We start from the raw sequence: 15,859 nt of genomic DNA, 5'->3' as shown, positions 1-15,859 counted from the left end.
GTGCCCGAGCATAGCCGTGCCCTCTCGGGGCACGTTTCCCCCTGTCACACCAGCTGTCGCCAAGGTCACGTATGCCTGGCTGCGGCAGCCCTCTAAAATTAGGTTACTTAACGGTAGTTAGCGTTCCTTGGGGAGTGAGAGACCTTGGCCGGATCGACCGGTAACTCGGCATTTGACCTGTACCGCCCGTCCGAAGAGCACGACATGCTCCGCGACGCCATCCGCTCGCTTGCCGAGGCAAAGATCGCTCCGTTCGCCGCAGAGGTCGACGAGCAGGCCCGATTCCCGCAGGAGGCCCTCGACGCCCTGGTCTCCGCCGATCTGCATGCGGTCCACGTCCCTGAGTCCTACGGCGGCGCGGGCGCCGACGCGCTGGCCACCGTCATCGTCATCGAAGAGGTCGCGCGCGTCTGCGCCTCCTCCTCCCTGATCCCGGCCGTGAACAAGCTCGGCTCGCTCCCGGTGATCCTCTCCGGCTCCGAGGACCTCAAGAAGAGGTACCTGGGCCCGCTCGCCAATGGCGACGGGATGTTCTCGTACTGCCTCTCCGAGCCGGACGCCGGTTCCGACGCGGCCGGTATGAAGACCAAGGCCGTGCGCGACGGCGACCACTACATACTCAACGGCGTGAAGCGCTGGATCACCAACGCCGGCGTCTCCGAGTACTACACGGTGATGGCCGTCACCGACCCGACCAAGCGCTCCAAGGGCATCAGCGCCTTCGTCGTCGAGAAGTCCGACGAGGGCGTCTCCTTCGGCGCCCCGGAGAAGAAGCTCGGCATCAAGGGCTCCCCGACCCGGGAGGTCTACCTCGACAACGTCCGCATCCCCGCCGACCGCATGATCGGCGAGGAGGGCACCGGCTTCGCGACCGCCATGAAGACCCTGGACCACACCCGCATCACGATCGCGGCCCAGGCCCTCGGCATCGCCCAGGGCGCTCTCGACTACGCCAAGGGCTATGTCCAGGAGCGCAAGCAGTTCGGCAAGCCGATCGCCGACTTCCAGGGCATCCAGTTCATGCTCGCCGACATGGCGATGAAGCTGGAGGCCGCCCGCCAGCTCACCTACGCCGCGGCCGCCAAGTCCGAGCGCGTCGACAGCGACCTCACCTTCTTCGGCGCGGCCGCCAAGTGCTACGCCTCGGACGCCGCCATGGAGATCACCACGGACGCGGTCCAGCTGCTCGGCGGCTACGGCTACACCCGTGACTACCCCGTCGAGCGCATGATGCGCGACGCCAAGATCACCCAGATCTACGAGGGCACGAACCAGGTCCAGCGGATCGTCATGGCCCGCAACCTGCCGTAAGCCGGCATACGAAATTCGGCATACGAAGGGGGCCCGCACCGGACGTTTCCGGTGCGGGCCCCCTTCGCATCGTCCCGTCAGCGGTCCGAGGTGACCGTGACCTTCTCGTCGTTCTTCAGCTGCTGCACCAGCTGCTTCACCTTCGCCTTGTCCCAGACCAGGTTCCCGCCCCTGCTGCCCGAGATCGGCATGTTCATCGACTTGCCCTCGCCGCCCGTGACGCCCTTCATCGCGAAGAACATCTTGCCCAGCGACCACAGGGACATGTCCTTGTCGACGATCAGGGTGTCCAGGCCCGCGCCCATCGTCGGGTAGAGCTTGAACGGGTTGAGCAGCGTGCCCGGCGTCGCCGTCTGGCTCGCCAGGGCCGCAAGGAACTTCTGCTGGTTCTTCGTACGGTCCAGGTCGCTGCCCGCGAAGGCGTACCGCGTACGCACGAACGCCAGCGACTGCTCGCCGTTCAGCGTCTGCTTACCCGCCTGGAAGTCCGCGCCCGACTTCTTGTCCTTGAAGGCCTTCGGGATGTCGATCTCCACGCCGCCGATCGCGTCGACGATGTTCGCGAAGCCCGCGAAGCCGATCTCGACGTAGTGATCGATGCGCAGGCCCGTGTTGTGCTCGACGGTGCGGACCAGCAGCTCCGGGCCGTCCTCCGCGTACGCCGCGTTCAGCTTCACCCGCCGGCCCTCGGCCGGGAAGAACTTGCCGGACTCCGAGCCCTTGAAGGACGGTATCTCCACGTCCGAGTCGCGCGGCAGCGAGATCAGCGTCGGGCCGTTCGAGCCCTCGTGCAGGATCATCATCGAGTCGGTCCGCTTGCCCTCGGCCGAGCCCGTGTGGAGCTTCTTCTTGTCGTCGGCCGACATGCCCTCGCGGCTGTCGGAGCCCACGATCAGATAGTTCGTGCCTTCGCCCTCGCCCGGGCGCTCGATGACCTTGGAGAGGTCGACCTCTCGCTTGAGCTTGGAGTCGGCCCAGAAGTACGTGCCGATGGAGACGGCGAGCAGTACGACGACCAGGGTCAGCGAGCCGACCTTGAGGCGGCGGCGCCAGTTGGGGGCGGGCCGGCCGTCGTAGGGCCGGCCGTCGTGCGGCGGGCCGCCGTTGCCGCCACCGGGGCCGCCGTAGACCTGGCCCGTGTTGTAGCCGCTGTCGTAGCCCTGCTGGTCATAGCCTTCGTCGTACCCTCGCGACTGCGGCGGGACCCCGCCGCGCGGGGGTGCGGCCGGGCGCTGCACATGGCGCATCACTCGCGCGCCCTCGGGTTGAGCGCCGCCGCTGCCGCGGCCGTAGCCGGCTGCGTTGTTGTTGCCGCGGTCGTCGGACCATCCATCGGGCCAGTCATTCATGCGGACCAGTGTGCAGGGCGGGCCCCCGGCGCCCACAAGGCGGGTGGGGGAATAGGGGCAGGGCTGTTGCGAAGCTGATGCAATGCGATCGCCGCAGAGCCCCCGCATATGGTGGAGGGCATGACAGACCAGGCCCAGCACCCGGAGGCAGAGATTCCGGGCAAGCCCACCGCGGCGTCCCGAACCACCCTCAGCCACATCATGACCGGCAGTGACACCAATCTCCTCGGCACGGTGCACGGCGGTGTGATCATGAAGCTGGTGGACGACGCGGCGGGTGCGGTCGCGGGCCGCCACTCCGGCGGGCCCGCGGTCACCGCCTCCATGGACGAGATGGTCTTCCTGGTCCCGGTCAGGGTCGGCGATCTAGTGCATGTGAAGGCCCAGGTGAACTGGACGGGCCGGTCCTCGATGGAGGTCGGCGTACGGGTCCTGGCCGAGCGCTGGAACGAGTCGACCCCGGCGACCCAGGTCGGCAGCGCCTACCTCGTCTTCGCCGCCGTCGACGGGGACGGCAAGCCCCGACCCGTACCGCCGGTGATCCCCGAGACCGAGCGGGACCAGCGGCGCTACCAGGAGGCGCAGATCCGGCGTACGCACCGGCTCGCCCGGCGCCGTGCGATCAAGGAGCTCCGGGACAAGCGCGCGGCGGAGGGCCTGGAGGACTAGGGCGTGTCCAGGGGCGAGGCGCGGGAGCTGGGGCGGAGCCCGGCTACGGGCAGACCACCTGGTCGCCGGTGACCGCGCCGAACTCGCCCGGAGGCGGCTCCTCCGCCCGCACCCGCGTCACTCCCTTGTAGTCCGTCCCGGCCGTCACCTTCATTGTCCGCCCCTGCCCCTTCACCGCCCGCAGCTCGCACCCCGGCAGCGCCGCAGCCAGCGATCTCGCCGAGCGGTCCCAGCGCGGGTCGTACGTCACATAGCTGTGGCGCACCTCGCTGCCGCCGAGGTTCAGCGGAGCGCGGGTCGTGTTGAAGCCGGTGGCGCGCAGCGCATCGTCGACCGTTCTGCCCAGGCCGTCGGTGAGCGTCCCGTTGTAGACCTGCACCCGGATCTGCCGCGGCGACACATCCACCGCCGCCGCCTGCGGCCTTTTCGGGCGGTTCGGCGCGAGCGGCTTGTCCTCGCGCAGCGTCTGGAACAGCTTCCTCGACTTCGCCTCGTCCCACTTCACCGTCGAGCCGATGCCCTTGACGTGGTCGCTGGAGTCGCGGAGCGGCACGGATGTGAACTCCGACGAGGCTGCGGTGAAGCCCCGCATCGCCTTGCCCAGGGCGAGCATCTCCTCGGCGCCGAAGCCCTTGTCGGCCCGTACGGAGCTGAGCATCGTCGAGGAGACCTCGCGGAGCCTCACCGGGTTCAGCAGCGCACCGCTGTCGGCCGCCTGGTGGATGAGGGCTGCGAGAAAGCGCTGCTGGCGCTGCATCCGGCCCAGATCGGCCGCCCCGTCGATATGGCGCGAGCGCACGTACTGCAGTGCCTTCCCGCCGTTCAGCTTGTGGGTGCCGGCAGCGAGATTCAGCCCTGTGTACGAGTCCTTCATCCGCCGGGGTGTGCAGATCTCCACCCCGCCCAGCGTGTCCACCGTCTTCATGAAGCTGGTGAAGTCGACCTCCAGATAGTGGTCGATCTTCACTTTGGTCAGGTGCTCGACGGTCCGCACGGTCAGACTCGGCCCGCCCTTCGAGTACGCCGCGTTGAGCTTCAACTGGTGCTTCGAGTGGCGTTTGCCGGTGGTCGGGTCGGTGTGCTCGGGGATCTCGACGTAACTGTCCCGCGGCAGGCTCACCACGCTGGCGCGTTCCCGGTCCCCCGAGATGTGCACCAGCATGATCGTGTCGGTGCAGCGGCAGGGCGCGCCGCCGAGCCGGTACTTGCGCTTCTCTGCCTTCGTGATCTTGTCGCGGCCGTCGGTGCCGACGACCAGGAGGTTCATGCCGTGGCCCGCCTCGGGCCGGTTCTTCATGTCCTTGAACGCGTCCACCCGGTCGATACCGGTGTCCACACTGGTCACCACCGCATGCCCGATGCCGCCCGCCGCCAGCACCAGGACCGAGAGCGTGGTCGCCGCCCGCATGCCCCAGCGCGGCCGCTCGACCGGCCGTCTGGTCCTGATCCGGGCGTTTTGCCGGGGACGGCCGGAGGGGGACGGCCGGGAGCGGGGCGGCGTGGGCAAGGGGGGAAACCTCCGCGGGCGACAGGGGGATCCCGCACACCGTAGGGCCGTACGATCTGCGCCGACCTGCAGCGACCGGCCGCCGCGCGTTCGTGTCCCCCATTCGCGGTAACGTGTCGGGCGATGAACGCCACGCCCCCTGTCTCCGTGATCATGCCGGTCCTCAATGAGGAGCGGCATCTGCGCAACTCCGTCCGTCACATCCTCGAGCAGGAGTACGACGGCGAGATGGAGGTGGTGATCGCGCTCGGGCCGTCCACGGACCGTACCGACGAGATCGCCGCCGAGCTCGTACGGGAAGACCCTCGCGTCCACACCGTCCCGAATCCCACCGGCCGCACGCCTGCAGCGCTGAACGCCGCCATCAAGGCCTCCCGTCACCCGATCGTGGTGCGGGTCGACGGCCACGGCATGCTGTCGGCGAACTACATCGCCACCGCGGTCCGGCTGCTCGAGGAGACCGGCGCGCAGAACGTCGGCGGCATCATGCACGCCGAGGGCGAGAACGACTGGGAGCACGCCGTCGCCGCCGCCATGACCTCGAAGGTCGGCGTCGGGAACGCCGCCTTCCACACCGGCGGCACTGCGGGCCCGGCCGAAACCGTGTATCTGGGTGTCTTCCGGCGCGAGGCGCTGGAGCAGCAGGGCGGCTACAACGAGGAGTTCATCCGCGCCCAGGACTGGGAGCTGAACTTCCGCATCCGCGAGGCGGGCGGCCTGGTCTGGTTCTCGCCCGAGCTCAGGGTGCAGTACCGGCCGCGGCCGAGCGTGCGCGCGCTGGCGAAGCAGTACAAGGACTACGGCCGCTGGCGCCATGTCGTCGCCCGCTTCCACGAGGGCTCCATCAACCTGCGCTACCTCGCCCCACCGACCGCGGTCTGCGTGATAGCCGCGGGCATCCTGGTCGGCGCGGCTCTCAACCCCTGGGGCTTCATCGTCCCGGGCGGCTATCTGGCCGCGATAGCCGCGGGCTCCCTCCCGGCGGGCAAGGGCCTGCCGCTCAAGGCGCGCCTGCAGATCCCCGTGGCGCTGGCCACCATGCACATGTCGTGGGGGTACGGCTTCCTCACCAGCCCGCGCGCACTGGCGAAGAAGGTCATAGCGAGCCGCCGCCCGGCCGTGAAGGCCGAGACCGCCTGACTCTCGCACGCCTCTGACAGATACGAGAGGGCCCCGGGTGCACGCGCACCCGGGGCCCTTCGCGTCCGGGCTACCAGGTGAAGCCGTCCTGCACGGGCATGCAGTACTCGTCGTTGTCGCCCTTCAGCGCCTTCGCCGAGGCCGGGGTCTTGTTGTCGTCCTGCACCGACTTCGGGTACGCGTCGCCCTGGCGCCAGTCCGCGCCCACGATCAGCGAGATACCGGTGGCATCCGTCGACTTCTTCACCGAAGTCAGCGGAATCCCGAGGGACTTGGCGACCGCCTGAGCATCGCCCTCGAGCTCGGCGTTGGAGAACCGGATGACCGTCTTCTTCTGCGGGTCCCTCGTGGCGTCCGCCCTGGCCTGTGTAAAGCCCTTGTCGGACAGGATCCCGGCGACCGCCGCCGCACGGCCCTTCTCGGCGAACTGGCCGTCGCCCGAGGTGCCGTTCTGCACCATCACCGCGATCTCACCGGGCGCCGCAGCCGGGTCCTTGGACACGGCGGGCGTGGTGGTGGCCGGCTTCTTCTTCGACGCCTTGCCGTCCAGCGGAATGTCCTCGCGGACCATCCGGAACAGCTGCTCGGCGTCGCCCGGCTGGGGCTCGACTTTGCCGGCGAACCCCGGCCGCTGGGTGTAGAAGTTCGGCATCGTGGTCATGGTGATCCGGCCGGTCGGGACGCTCTTGAGCTCCTCGCCCAGGTCGAAGAGCTGTTTGACGGAGTTGATGCCCTTGTCGACGGTGAGCGCTCCGATGGCCGCCTCGGCGAGCTTGCGCAGCTTGTTCGGGTCGGTGAGCTTGGTGTTCTTGCGCAGCTCCCGGACCATCGAATTCATGTACATGTGCTGCGCGCGGGTGCGGGCGAGGTCGGTGCCGTCGTCGAAGCCGTAGCGCGTACGCAGCCACTGGAGCGCCTGCTCGCCCTTGACGGGGTGAGTGCCCGCCTCCAGCTTCAGTCCGGAGCCCTCGCCCTTACTGTTGCGCGAGTAGACGTTCCTCTCGACGCAGACCGGGACGCCGCCGATGGCGTCGGCCATGGAGACCACACCCGCGAAGTCGATCATCATGAAGTGGTCGATGGTGATGCCGGTGAGCGCGTACCAGGTCGCCACCGTGCAGCCGGGCCCGCCGCGGCCGAGCGACTCGTTGGTCAGCCTGAAGCCGGTCGCGGCGAACGTCTTGTCGGTGTCCGGGTCCTTGCACTCGGGGATCTTGAGCACGGTGTCGCGCGGCATGCTGATCACCGAGATATTGCTGCGGTCGGCCGAGAGGTGCAGCAGCATCTGCACATCCGCGAGCGGCTGTCCGCCGAACGTCTTCTTGGCGCCGCCGAGCTTCTGGTTCTCCTTGGAGTCCCGCGCGTCCGAGCCGATGAGCAGGATGTTCAGCGGGACCTGACCGGCGGCGTTGGCCTGGTGCTCGCGCATCTTTTTGCCGAGCGTGAGGTCGTCCTTCTTGAGCTTGCTGTTGAGGTGCTCGTAGTAGAGGTAACCGGCGCCGGCCGTGCCAAGTATCAGCAGCGACAGCACGGAGGCGACCCAGCGAAGTATGCGGCGTTTGCCCCGTTTTCCGCGCCGCGGGCCGCCGTGCCGGTGTCCGGCCTCGTGGCCGCCGCCTTCCCCGGGCCCGCCGTCCGGCCCATCAGGACCGGCCTGTCTGCCGGTTCTCCTCCTGCGGCCTCCGGCGGCCTGGTCGACCCCCTCGCCGTACAGGCTGTCGTCCCAGCCCAGTTCGCGGGCGTGCGGAACGCGATGCCGCGTCCCCTCCCCCCGCACGCTGTTCTGTCCCACCCCGGGTCCCCCCTGTCGTTCAGGCGCTCCTGATGACCCGGTGTTCCGGCGTCACTTGGCACACACCTGTTTGTCCGCTTCGACCTTCTGCACACCCTCCGGCGCCTTCGCCGGACCGGTGATGGGCACACCCGCGCGCTCGAAATCCGCGCCGAGGGTCAGCTGCATGGCCTCAAGACCCACTGCGTCCTCGGTGCCCGGCTTCAACGCCGTCGCCGGCAGGCCCATGAGGTCCGCGAGCTTGCGGGCCTGATCGGCCTGGTTCGGCGCGTACGTCAGCGTCGTCTTGGGAAGCTTGCTCGGGGCATTGCCCTCGTTGCTCGACTTCAGTACGCCCTGCTCGTTCTGCAGCCAGGTCAGGGTCGTCAGCGCCGCCCCCCGCGTATCGCTGCCGTTGAAGACCGCGACCCGCACCTCGGACGCGGCCGCCCTGGTCCCCTTGAGCAGGCCCTGCTGCTTGTTCTTTGCGTCCTGTTGCTGCTGCTTCACCTCCGTGAGCGAGGTGTCGTTCTGAATCATCGAGAACAGCGGTTCGGCCTTGGCCTCGTTGAGCAGCACGGTCGCGCCGTCGGTGTTGTCGACCACCGGCACGGTCGCGAAGGTGATGTTCTTCGGGTCCACCTTCGACAGCTCCATGCCGAGATCGCGCAGCCTGGAGATCTTGCCTATGCCGTCGTCGACGGTGAGCGCCTTGGTGGCGGCCTCTGCCAGGTCCCACATCTTGGAGGGGCTGGAGAGGGTGTCGCTCGACTTCATCTTGCGGATCAGCGAGCTCAGGAACTGCTGCTGGATCTCGATCCGGCTGAGGTCGCCGCCGAAGCCCACCGAGTGGCGCGTGCGTACGAACGCCAGCGCCTGCTCACCCTTCACGACGTGCTTGCCCGCCGTGAGGTTGAGCTTGGAGTCCTTGTCCTTGATGTCCTTGGCGAGGCAGACCTCGACACCGCCGACCGCGGTGGTCATCGTCTTGACCGCGTTGAAGTCGGCCATCATGAAGTGGTCGACGGTGACCCCGGTGAGCTCCTTGACCGTACGCATGGTGCAGCCGGGGTCGCGGCCGAACTGGCCGAGGCTCTCGTTGAACCGGGTCTTGCGCGTGCCAGGGATGTCCTTGGTGCCCTCTGAGGTCTTGGTCTCGCAGGTCGGGATGCTGGTGATCAGGTCTCGCGGGATGGACAGCGCGGTCGCGTTCGTCCGGTCCTTGGAGACGTGGAACAGGATCGTGGTGTCGGCGTGCCCGACGCTGTTCTTGTCGCCGTAGGACTCATTGCCCTCGCCGGACCGCTTGTCGGTGCCGATGACGAGGAGGTTGACGGCCTGGTCCTTCTTGAAGCCGCCGGTGCCGGCGCCCCCGACGTCGACCGTGTTCAGGTTCGAGTCGAAGTGCTGGTAGACGAGATACGCGCCCACGGCGGCGGCGACCACGACAAAGGCCGTCACGCCGCCCGTCCATAGAAGCGCCTTCTTCTTGCGGGACTTGGGCTGCTTGCGCTTGCGCCGGCCCGCCGTGGGGGGAGTCGTACCGCCGGAGGCATTGCCCGCACGGCGCGAGCGCTGACCCGGCACCTCCCGCTCGGGAGACGCGGTCCTGCGGTCCCGCGGACTTCTCGGCGCCGGAGTTCTGGGAGCGCTTGTCGACGCGGACGACTGCTGTGCGGATTGGTTCAGTCGCAATTCGTAATTGCCGGTCTGCGGGTTGAGGACCCACTGGTCGGCGGGGTCGATCTCGTCCGCCCGTCCACGGCTTTGCGCATCCACGGTTGCCTGAGTCCTCCGTCGGTGCCACGCGAGGCGCCTCCCCCGAAGGGCGCTCGGTCTTTCGGTCCAGCAGTGCGCGACCCAAGGTCGGAGCACCAGATCGCGTCACACTATCCGTCCAGTTCAGCGTCGAGCGACGTCAGTGACAAATTCCACGCTCCTTACAAGCGGGCATTCCGCCCAATCGTCATGGACTGCTGACTCCGACTTGGCCATCGCTTTACTCGCACGTGCTCTCGGCGGCGGTCGTGCCGGAGAAAACCGGTGTCGGTGTCGGTGTCGGTGTCGCGGACCCGCTGTCGTCCGGCTTTTCGTCGGGCGAGGATTTCTTCCGCGAGGGCCTTTCCCCGTTGTCCTTGTCCGGGGCGACGGTGACAGGCATGTCCTCGCGCAGTCGCTTGAAGAGCTGAGCCGCGTCGGGCTCCACGAGCTCGTCGCGGTTCGGGTCGGCGCTGTACGGCTGCCGCGGAACGGTGAGGAACTGTACCTTTTCGGTTGGAATGCTACGGATTGAGCGGGTTAGTTCGTAGAGATCCTTCAGCGAGCTCAGACCCGGGTCGGTGGTCAGTGACTTGGTAGCCGCGTCCAGTACCGGGAAGAGCCGGGTCGGATTGAGCAGTACGCCATTGCTCTGCACCTTCTTGACCAGTGCGCCGAGGAACTGCTGCTGGCGTTCCATGCGTTCGGTGTCACTGCCGTTGCCGATGGACTTGCGGGCCCGTACGAAACCGAGGGCCTGCTCGCCGCGCAGCGTCTGCTTGCCCGCGCGCAGCTTGAGGTGCGCGTCCGCGTCGTCGATCGGCTCCTTGAGGCAGATCTCGACCCCGTGCACGGCGTCGACCATGCCCTTGAAGCCGCTGAAGTCCACCACCATGTGGTGGTCGATGCGGACGCCGGTGAACCGCTCGACGGTACGGATCGTGCAGGCCGCGCCGCCGAACTCGAACGCCCAGTTGAACTGCGCGAACTGTGCCTTCGTACGGGTGTGGTCGGGCTTGCGGCAGCTCGGGATGCTGACCATCAGGTCACGCGGGATGGACATCGCCGTCGCGCTCTTCCGGTTCCCGGAGATGTGCAGCAGGATCGTGGTGTCGGAGCGCTGACTGCCGCCGTCGTCGCGGCCGTACTTGCTGTTGCCCTCGCCGGAGCGGGTGTCGGAGCCGAGGAGCAGGATGTTCTTCGCGTCGCGCGCGAGGGCCTTGGGCCGCTCCTTCTCGTACGCCTCGAGCTCGGAGGCCGCGGTGATGTCGGTGGTGATGTTGGCGTCGAACTTGCGGTAGAACCACCATCCGACGGCGGCGGCGGCGAGGACGACGGCGGCGGTACCGAGGGCGATCCAACGCAGCAAGTGATGCTTGCGGTTGGGGGTTTCTGCGTCCGCGCCGGCCGCGTCCGCCTTTGCCGGACCCTCGCCGGTATCAGCCTCGCCCGTACTACCAGGCCCGCGCGTTCCGGTCGGCGGCTCGTCATCGGCCGGGCCGTCCGGTTCGGCGGGCGTGCCAGCACTGTCCGTCACGTCTGCGTCCATCCTTCATGGCGTCGGCGGCGCGCTGGGTCGCCGATCGCAGGACTAGACGGCTGAACCTCGCGCTTGGTTGTGCGTTGAAGCACGCGTATCGCCGATCATCCACCGGAGTTGACGCTCAGGCCGGGGGGCTCGGCCCGGGTGTGCGCCACACGAGTGGACCTCAGAGGGTTGTCACACCGCGGTGTTCGTGACGCGCTCGCTCTCGATCCGCTTCTCGAGGCCCTCCTGGGACAGCTCGCCGAGGTTTCGGCAGAGCACCACCGACCCACCAGCCGCAAGCGGCGCGTACAGCCCGGCCGACAGCCCCTCCCACGAGTCGTACCCGCGTCCCGTCAGCAGCCGCGAGCCGGGCGCAAGGCCCATGCCGGCCGCGTCCGCGCGGGCCCGCTCCACCAGCTCGGCGCCCGTCAGTTCCCTGCCGCCCACGGTGAGCGCGGGCGCGGACGGATCCACCGGTGCGTACGGCGCGAAACGGTCGCCCTGACCGGGCACCTCCACCGCGTAGTCGACGAAGCCCGCCGGCGGCTGCGGGAACCGCCCGCCAAGCGGCCGCAGCGCGAGCGCCACCCGCTCCCCGGAACAGGCGCGCGCCTCCTCCAGCGTGTCCGGACCGCTGACCACGAGATCCGCGTCCGCCGGGTCGCCGCCCACCTCGACGCTCACGCCGACCGAGGAGCAGGCGAGCAGCCAGACCGCGCTCTGCCAGTGCGCGGGAAGCAGCAGCGCGAGCCGGTCGCCGGGCCCGGCGGCCAGGTCGCCCTGGAGTAGATTCGCCGTCTTTGCCACCCAATTGGCGAAGGTGGCCACGGACAATTCGACCCGCTCACCGGTGGCGTCGTCGTAGAAAGTGACCAAGGGGCGCGCCGGGTCCGCGGCGAGCGCGGATCGCAGCAGGTCGGCAGGGGTACGGTCGCTGGCGTTCACCCGCGCAAGGGTACGCGGCGGGGCGGGCGGGAAGCCGCCGTACCGGTGACGGGGTCCTCCGGTCGGACCGATGGGCGGTCAGTTTCCCGGATAGCGGAGTCGGCGACCCCGGCTCAGGATCGTCATCATGCGTGGATTTCTTGCTTCTTCCGTCGGCGTCGCGTGCATAGCCGCGCTGATATTTCCGCTCTCGCTGCTCTCTGGCGCGGCCGCCGCGCCCCCACAGGTGCCGGATCTGCCCGGCTCCACCCAGTCGCTGCCGCTGGCGCCGATCGGGGAGGGGGCGTCGGACCGGTCCCGCGGCCCGGCGACGGAACAGGGGGTGACGGAACGTGATGTCAGACCCTTTTACCTCGTCGGCGTCGTCTGGGACGACGTGAACGCCGAACTGCACGGCACGGTCCAGGTCCGAACCCGCGCCGTCGGCTCCGGCGAATGGTCCGGCTGGCAGGACGTGGAGACCCACAACCACGAGCACGGCGCGGACCCGGACAGCGCGGAGAGCGAGTCGGGGAAGGTGCGTGGCTCCACGGCCCCGCTGTGGGTGGGCGAATCGGACGGCGTGGAGGTCCGCGTACGTTCGGACGCGGCCGGAACGCCACCACTGCCCGAGGGCCTGCGCCTCGAACTCGTGGACCCGGGCGAGGGACCCGCGTCCGAGGGAGCCGCGCCCGTGGAGCCCGCGTCCGAGGAACCGGCGCCCGCGGCGCCCGCGTCCGAGGGAGCCGCGTCCGAGGAACCGGCGTCTGAGGAGCCCGCGTCCGACGAACCCGCGCCCGAGGAACCCGCACCCGCGGGAGCCGGCCGGGCGACCGAACCCGCACTCGCACCCCCGGACGGGAACGTGCTCCCGGAACTGTCACGAGCCGAGACAGAAGCTGAGGCGGACCCGGCCGTCGCAGGCGCGACGCCGTACATCGGACCGCGTCCGCGCATCATCACTCGCCAGGGATGGGGCGCCGACGAGTCGCTGCGCGAGAAGACCTTCGTCTACACGACGTCCGTGAAAGCCGCTTTTGTACACCACAGCGCCACCGGAAACAACTACACCTGCGCGCAGGCGCCCTCCGTCCTGCGCAGTATCTACCGCTACCACGTCGTGAGCAGTGGCTGGCGCGACTTCGGCTACAACTTCGCCGTCGACAAGTGCGGAAACATCTACGAGGGGCGCGCGGGAGGCGTGGCCAAGGCGGTTCTCGGCGCGCACACGCTGGGATTTAACACGAATAGCGTGGGAATTGCCGTGCTCGGCACGTACAGTTTCTCCACCCCACCGGCCGCCGCCGTCACCGCGGTCGCCCGGCTGACCGCCTGGAAGCTAGGGCTGTACGGCGGCAATCCGCGAGGCAAGGTGGTGCTGACGTCGGGAGGGAGCGGTAAGTACGCGAAGGGGGTAAGGGTCAACTTCAATGTCATTTCCGGGCATCGGGACGGATTCTTCACGGACTGTCCGGGGGCCCTCCTCTACAGCAGGCTCGGCACCGCTCGGAGTGCCTCGGCCAAGTACCAGGGACGCGCCTGAAACAGGGAACGGACCGCACCAACCAGCTGCATAAACTGGCCGGTCTCGAACGAGTGACCAAGACGAGTGACCATGCCGGCCCCAGCAGGAAGCAGAGACGACAAGGTGACAGAAGCGATCCTCCTGGTCGGCGGCAAGGGCACCCGGCTGCGCCCGCTCACCGTCAACACGCCCAAGCCGATGGTTCCGGCGGCGGGCGTCCCGTTCCTCACGCATCAACTGGCACGGGCCAGGGCGGCGGGCGTCGAGCACATCGTGCTGGCGACGTCGTATCTGGCGGAGGTCTTCGAGCCGTACTTCGGAGACGGCTCCGCGCTCGGTCTCCACCTGGAGTACGTCACCGAGGAGGAACCGCTCGGCACGGGCGGCGCGATCCGCAATGTCGCCTCCCGGCTGCGGTCGGGCCCCGAGGACCCCGTGCTGATCTTCAACGGCGACATCCTGACAGGCCTGGACATCGAGGCGCTGGTCACCACGCACCGCTCGTCGGGCGCGGACGTTTCCCTCCACCTCACCAAGGTCGAGGACCCGCGGGCGTTCGGTCTGGTCCCGACGGACCAGAGCGGCCGGGTCACGGCCTTCCTCGAAAAGCCGCAGACCCCCGAGGAGATCGTCACCGATCAGATCAACGCGGGCGCGTACGTCTTCCGCCGCTCGGTCATCGACACGATCCCGACGGGCCGCCCGGTCTCGGTGGAACGCGAGACGTTCCCCGACCTGCTGTCCTCGGGAGCCCACCTCCAGGGCATGGTCGACTCCACATACTGGCTGGACCTCGGCACCCCGCAGGCCTTCGTCCGCGGCTCGGCCGACCTGGTGCTGGGCCGCGCACCGTCCCCGGCGGTCCCGGGCCGCCGCGGCGACCGCCTGGTCCTGCCCTCGGCGTCGGTTGCCCCCGACGCCAAGCTCACCGGCGGCACGGTCATCGGCGCGAACGCGGTGATCGCAGAAGGCGCCCGCATCGACGGCAGCGCGGTCCTGGAGGGCGCGATCGTGGAGGAGGGCGCGGTGATCTCCTCCTCCCTCATCGGCGCGGGCGCCCGAATCGGCGCGCGCACGGTGCTGTCGGGTGTGGTGATCGGCGACGGCGCGGTGGTGGGGGCGGACAACGAACTGCGCGAGGGCGCGAGGGTGTGGTGCGACGCGGTGCTGCCGCGGGCGTCGGTGCGCTTCTCGTCCGACCAGTAGCGGGGCTCCGCCCCGGACCCCGCGCCTCAATCGCCGGCGGAAATCAAGCCCGTCCGGCGATTGAGGACACTGCCCCCAGTCAGGGGAAAGCCCGCCGCGGGCGACGCGGGCCCGTAGTCTCGTCACCGTGGCAGGACGCTTCGCACAGAACCAACCCACCCGCACCACCGTGCGAGGCGGTCACACCACCGTGCCCGCCCCCACCGGCATCCCCAGACAGGCGTCCGCGTCCCACACCCGCCGCTGGACCCCGCCCGGCCCCCTCGACCTCGGCCTCGTCCTCGGCCCCCTCCGCCGTGGGCCCGCCGACCCCACCTTCCGTACCACCCCCGACGGCTCCGTCTGGCGCGCAACCCGTACGCCCGACGGCCCCGGCACCCTCCGGGTCGCCCTCCGGCCGGCAGCCGCGCAGGCCGAGGCCGAAGCGTGGGGCCCCGGCGCACAGTGGCTGCTCGGCCGGCTGCCGGAGCTGCTCGGGGCGCAGGACGAGCCGGACCTCTTCGAGCCCCGCCACCGCCTGGTCGCCGCGTCCCAGCGTCGCTGCCCCGGCCTCCGCCTCACCCGCACCGGACTGGTCCTCGAGTCCCTGATCCCCTCGATCCTGGAGCAGAAGGTCACCACGGACGAGGCGTACCGCGCCTGGCGGCTGCTCGTACGGAAGTACGGCGAGCCCGCCCCCGGGCCGGCCGACGGTGCGCACCGTATGCATGTCATGCCGGACTCGTCCGCCTGGCGGATGATCCCGTCCTGGGAGTGGCACCGCGCCGGCGTCGACAACAAGCGCGCCTCCACCATCCTGCGCGCGGTCCGCGTCGCCCGCCGTCTGGAGGAGGCAGCGGCGATGGAGCCCCAACAGGCCCAGGAACGACTGGAGTTGATCCCCGGCATCGGTCCCTGGACCTCCGCCGAGACGGTCCAGCGCAGCAACGGCGCCCCTGACGCGGTCACCGTCGGCGACCTGCATCTGCCCGGCATCGTCGGCTACGCACTCGCGGACGACCGCAACGCCGACGACGCGGCGATGCTCGAACTCCTCGCCCCCTACACGGGCCAGCGCCACCGCGCCGCCCGCCTCATCCTTCTCGGCGGCCGCACCCCGCCCCGCCGCAAGCCGAAGATGCCACGCGTCGACATCGGCGCGCTGTAGAACGACGAGGGCCCGGTCGGAAAC

General features: G+C 69.3%; 12 protein-coding genes. 6 read left to right on the top strand and 6 right to left on the bottom strand.

Annotated features, from left to right (window positions below; genetic code table 11):
• The first annotated feature begins 144 nt into the window (after positions 1 to 144).
• Complete coding sequence (locus ACZ3H8_RS28770) at positions 145 to 1,311, top strand: acyl-CoA dehydrogenase family protein (protein ID WP_467406827.1); 1,167 nt, start codon at positions 145 to 147, stop codon at positions 1,309 to 1,311.
• Positions 1,312 to 1,388: 77 nt separating this feature from the next.
• Here the strand turns inward: ACZ3H8_RS28770 and ACZ3H8_RS28765 are convergent, their stop codons facing one another.
• Positions 1,389 to 2,660, bottom strand: a complete 1,272-nt coding sequence (locus tag ACZ3H8_RS28765; protein ID WP_467406824.1) for an LCP family protein — start codon at positions 2,658 to 2,660, stop codon at positions 1,389 to 1,391.
• 120 nt (positions 2,661 to 2,780) lie between these two features.
• On the opposite strand from ACZ3H8_RS28765, the gene ACZ3H8_RS28760 reads away from it, so the two are divergent.
• Complete coding sequence (locus ACZ3H8_RS28760; RefSeq protein WP_467406823.1) at positions 2,781 to 3,329, top strand: acyl-CoA thioesterase; 549 nt, start codon at positions 2,781 to 2,783, stop codon at positions 3,327 to 3,329.
• A gap of 43 nt (positions 3,330 to 3,372) precedes the next feature.
• Here the strand turns inward: ACZ3H8_RS28760 and ACZ3H8_RS28755 are convergent, their stop codons facing one another.
• Positions 3,373 to 4,836 carry an LCP family protein gene (locus ACZ3H8_RS28755; RefSeq protein WP_467406821.1) on the bottom strand — a complete coding sequence of 488 codons (1,464 nt, stop codon included), beginning with the start codon at positions 4,834 to 4,836 and terminating at the stop codon, positions 3,373 to 3,375.
• Between the two features lie 123 nt (positions 4,837 to 4,959).
• Between ACZ3H8_RS28755 and ACZ3H8_RS28750 the strand changes: the two genes are divergently transcribed.
• Positions 4,960 to 5,976: a glycosyltransferase family 2 protein gene (locus ACZ3H8_RS28750; RefSeq protein ID WP_467406819.1), complete on the top strand. Its 1,017-nt coding sequence runs from the start codon at positions 4,960 to 4,962 to the stop codon at positions 5,974 to 5,976.
• Between the two features lie 70 nt (positions 5,977 to 6,046).
• Here ACZ3H8_RS28750 and ACZ3H8_RS28745 read toward each other — a convergent pair whose 3' ends face one another.
• The 4 genes from ACZ3H8_RS28745 to ACZ3H8_RS28730 form a co-directional block, all read right to left on the bottom strand.
• A complete protein-coding gene (locus ACZ3H8_RS28745; protein ID WP_467406818.1) occupies positions 6,047 to 7,768 on the bottom strand; it encodes an LCP family protein in 1,722 nt (573 codons plus the stop codon).
• 51 nt (positions 7,769 to 7,819) lie between these two features.
• Positions 7,820 to 9,526, bottom strand: coding sequence for an LCP family protein (locus ACZ3H8_RS28740; RefSeq protein WP_467406815.1), 1,707 nt, complete (start codon positions 9,524 to 9,526; stop codon positions 7,820 to 7,822).
• A gap of 220 nt (positions 9,527 to 9,746) precedes the next feature.
• Positions 9,747 to 11,054, bottom strand: coding sequence for an LCP family protein (locus ACZ3H8_RS28735; protein ID WP_467406814.1), 1,308 nt, complete (start codon positions 11,052 to 11,054; stop codon positions 9,747 to 9,749).
• Between the two features lie 171 nt (positions 11,055 to 11,225).
• Entirely contained in the window at positions 11,226 to 11,978 is a 753-nt protein-coding gene (locus ACZ3H8_RS28730) for a TIGR03089 family protein (protein ID WP_467406813.1), read from the bottom strand.
• Between the two features lie 127 nt (positions 11,979 to 12,105).
• Between ACZ3H8_RS28730 and ACZ3H8_RS28725 the strand changes: the two genes are divergently transcribed.
• The 3 genes from ACZ3H8_RS28725 to ACZ3H8_RS28715 all read left to right on the top strand — a co-directional run bounded on the left by ACZ3H8_RS28725 (position 12,106) and on the right by ACZ3H8_RS28715 (position 15,835).
• Positions 12,106 to 13,500, top strand: coding sequence for a peptidoglycan recognition protein family protein (locus ACZ3H8_RS28725; protein WP_467406810.1), 1,395 nt, complete (start codon positions 12,106 to 12,108; stop codon positions 13,498 to 13,500).
• 72 nt (positions 13,501 to 13,572) lie between these two features.
• Positions 13,573 to 14,688, top strand: a complete 1,116-nt coding sequence (manB, locus tag ACZ3H8_RS28720) for a mannose-1-phosphate guanylyltransferase (RefSeq protein ID WP_356227047.1) — start codon at positions 13,573 to 13,575, stop codon at positions 14,686 to 14,688.
• A 127-nt stretch (positions 14,689 to 14,815) separates the two neighbouring features.
• Complete coding sequence (locus tag ACZ3H8_RS28715; RefSeq protein ID WP_467406809.1) at positions 14,816 to 15,835, top strand: DNA-3-methyladenine glycosylase family protein; 1,020 nt, start codon at positions 14,816 to 14,818, stop codon at positions 15,833 to 15,835.
• The last annotated feature ends 24 nt before the right edge of the window (positions 15,836 to 15,859 follow it).

The sequence above is a fragment of the Streptomyces sp. NPDC002868 genome, assembly GCF_055563295.1.
This window is presented reverse-complemented; position numbering and strand designations above follow the sequence as displayed.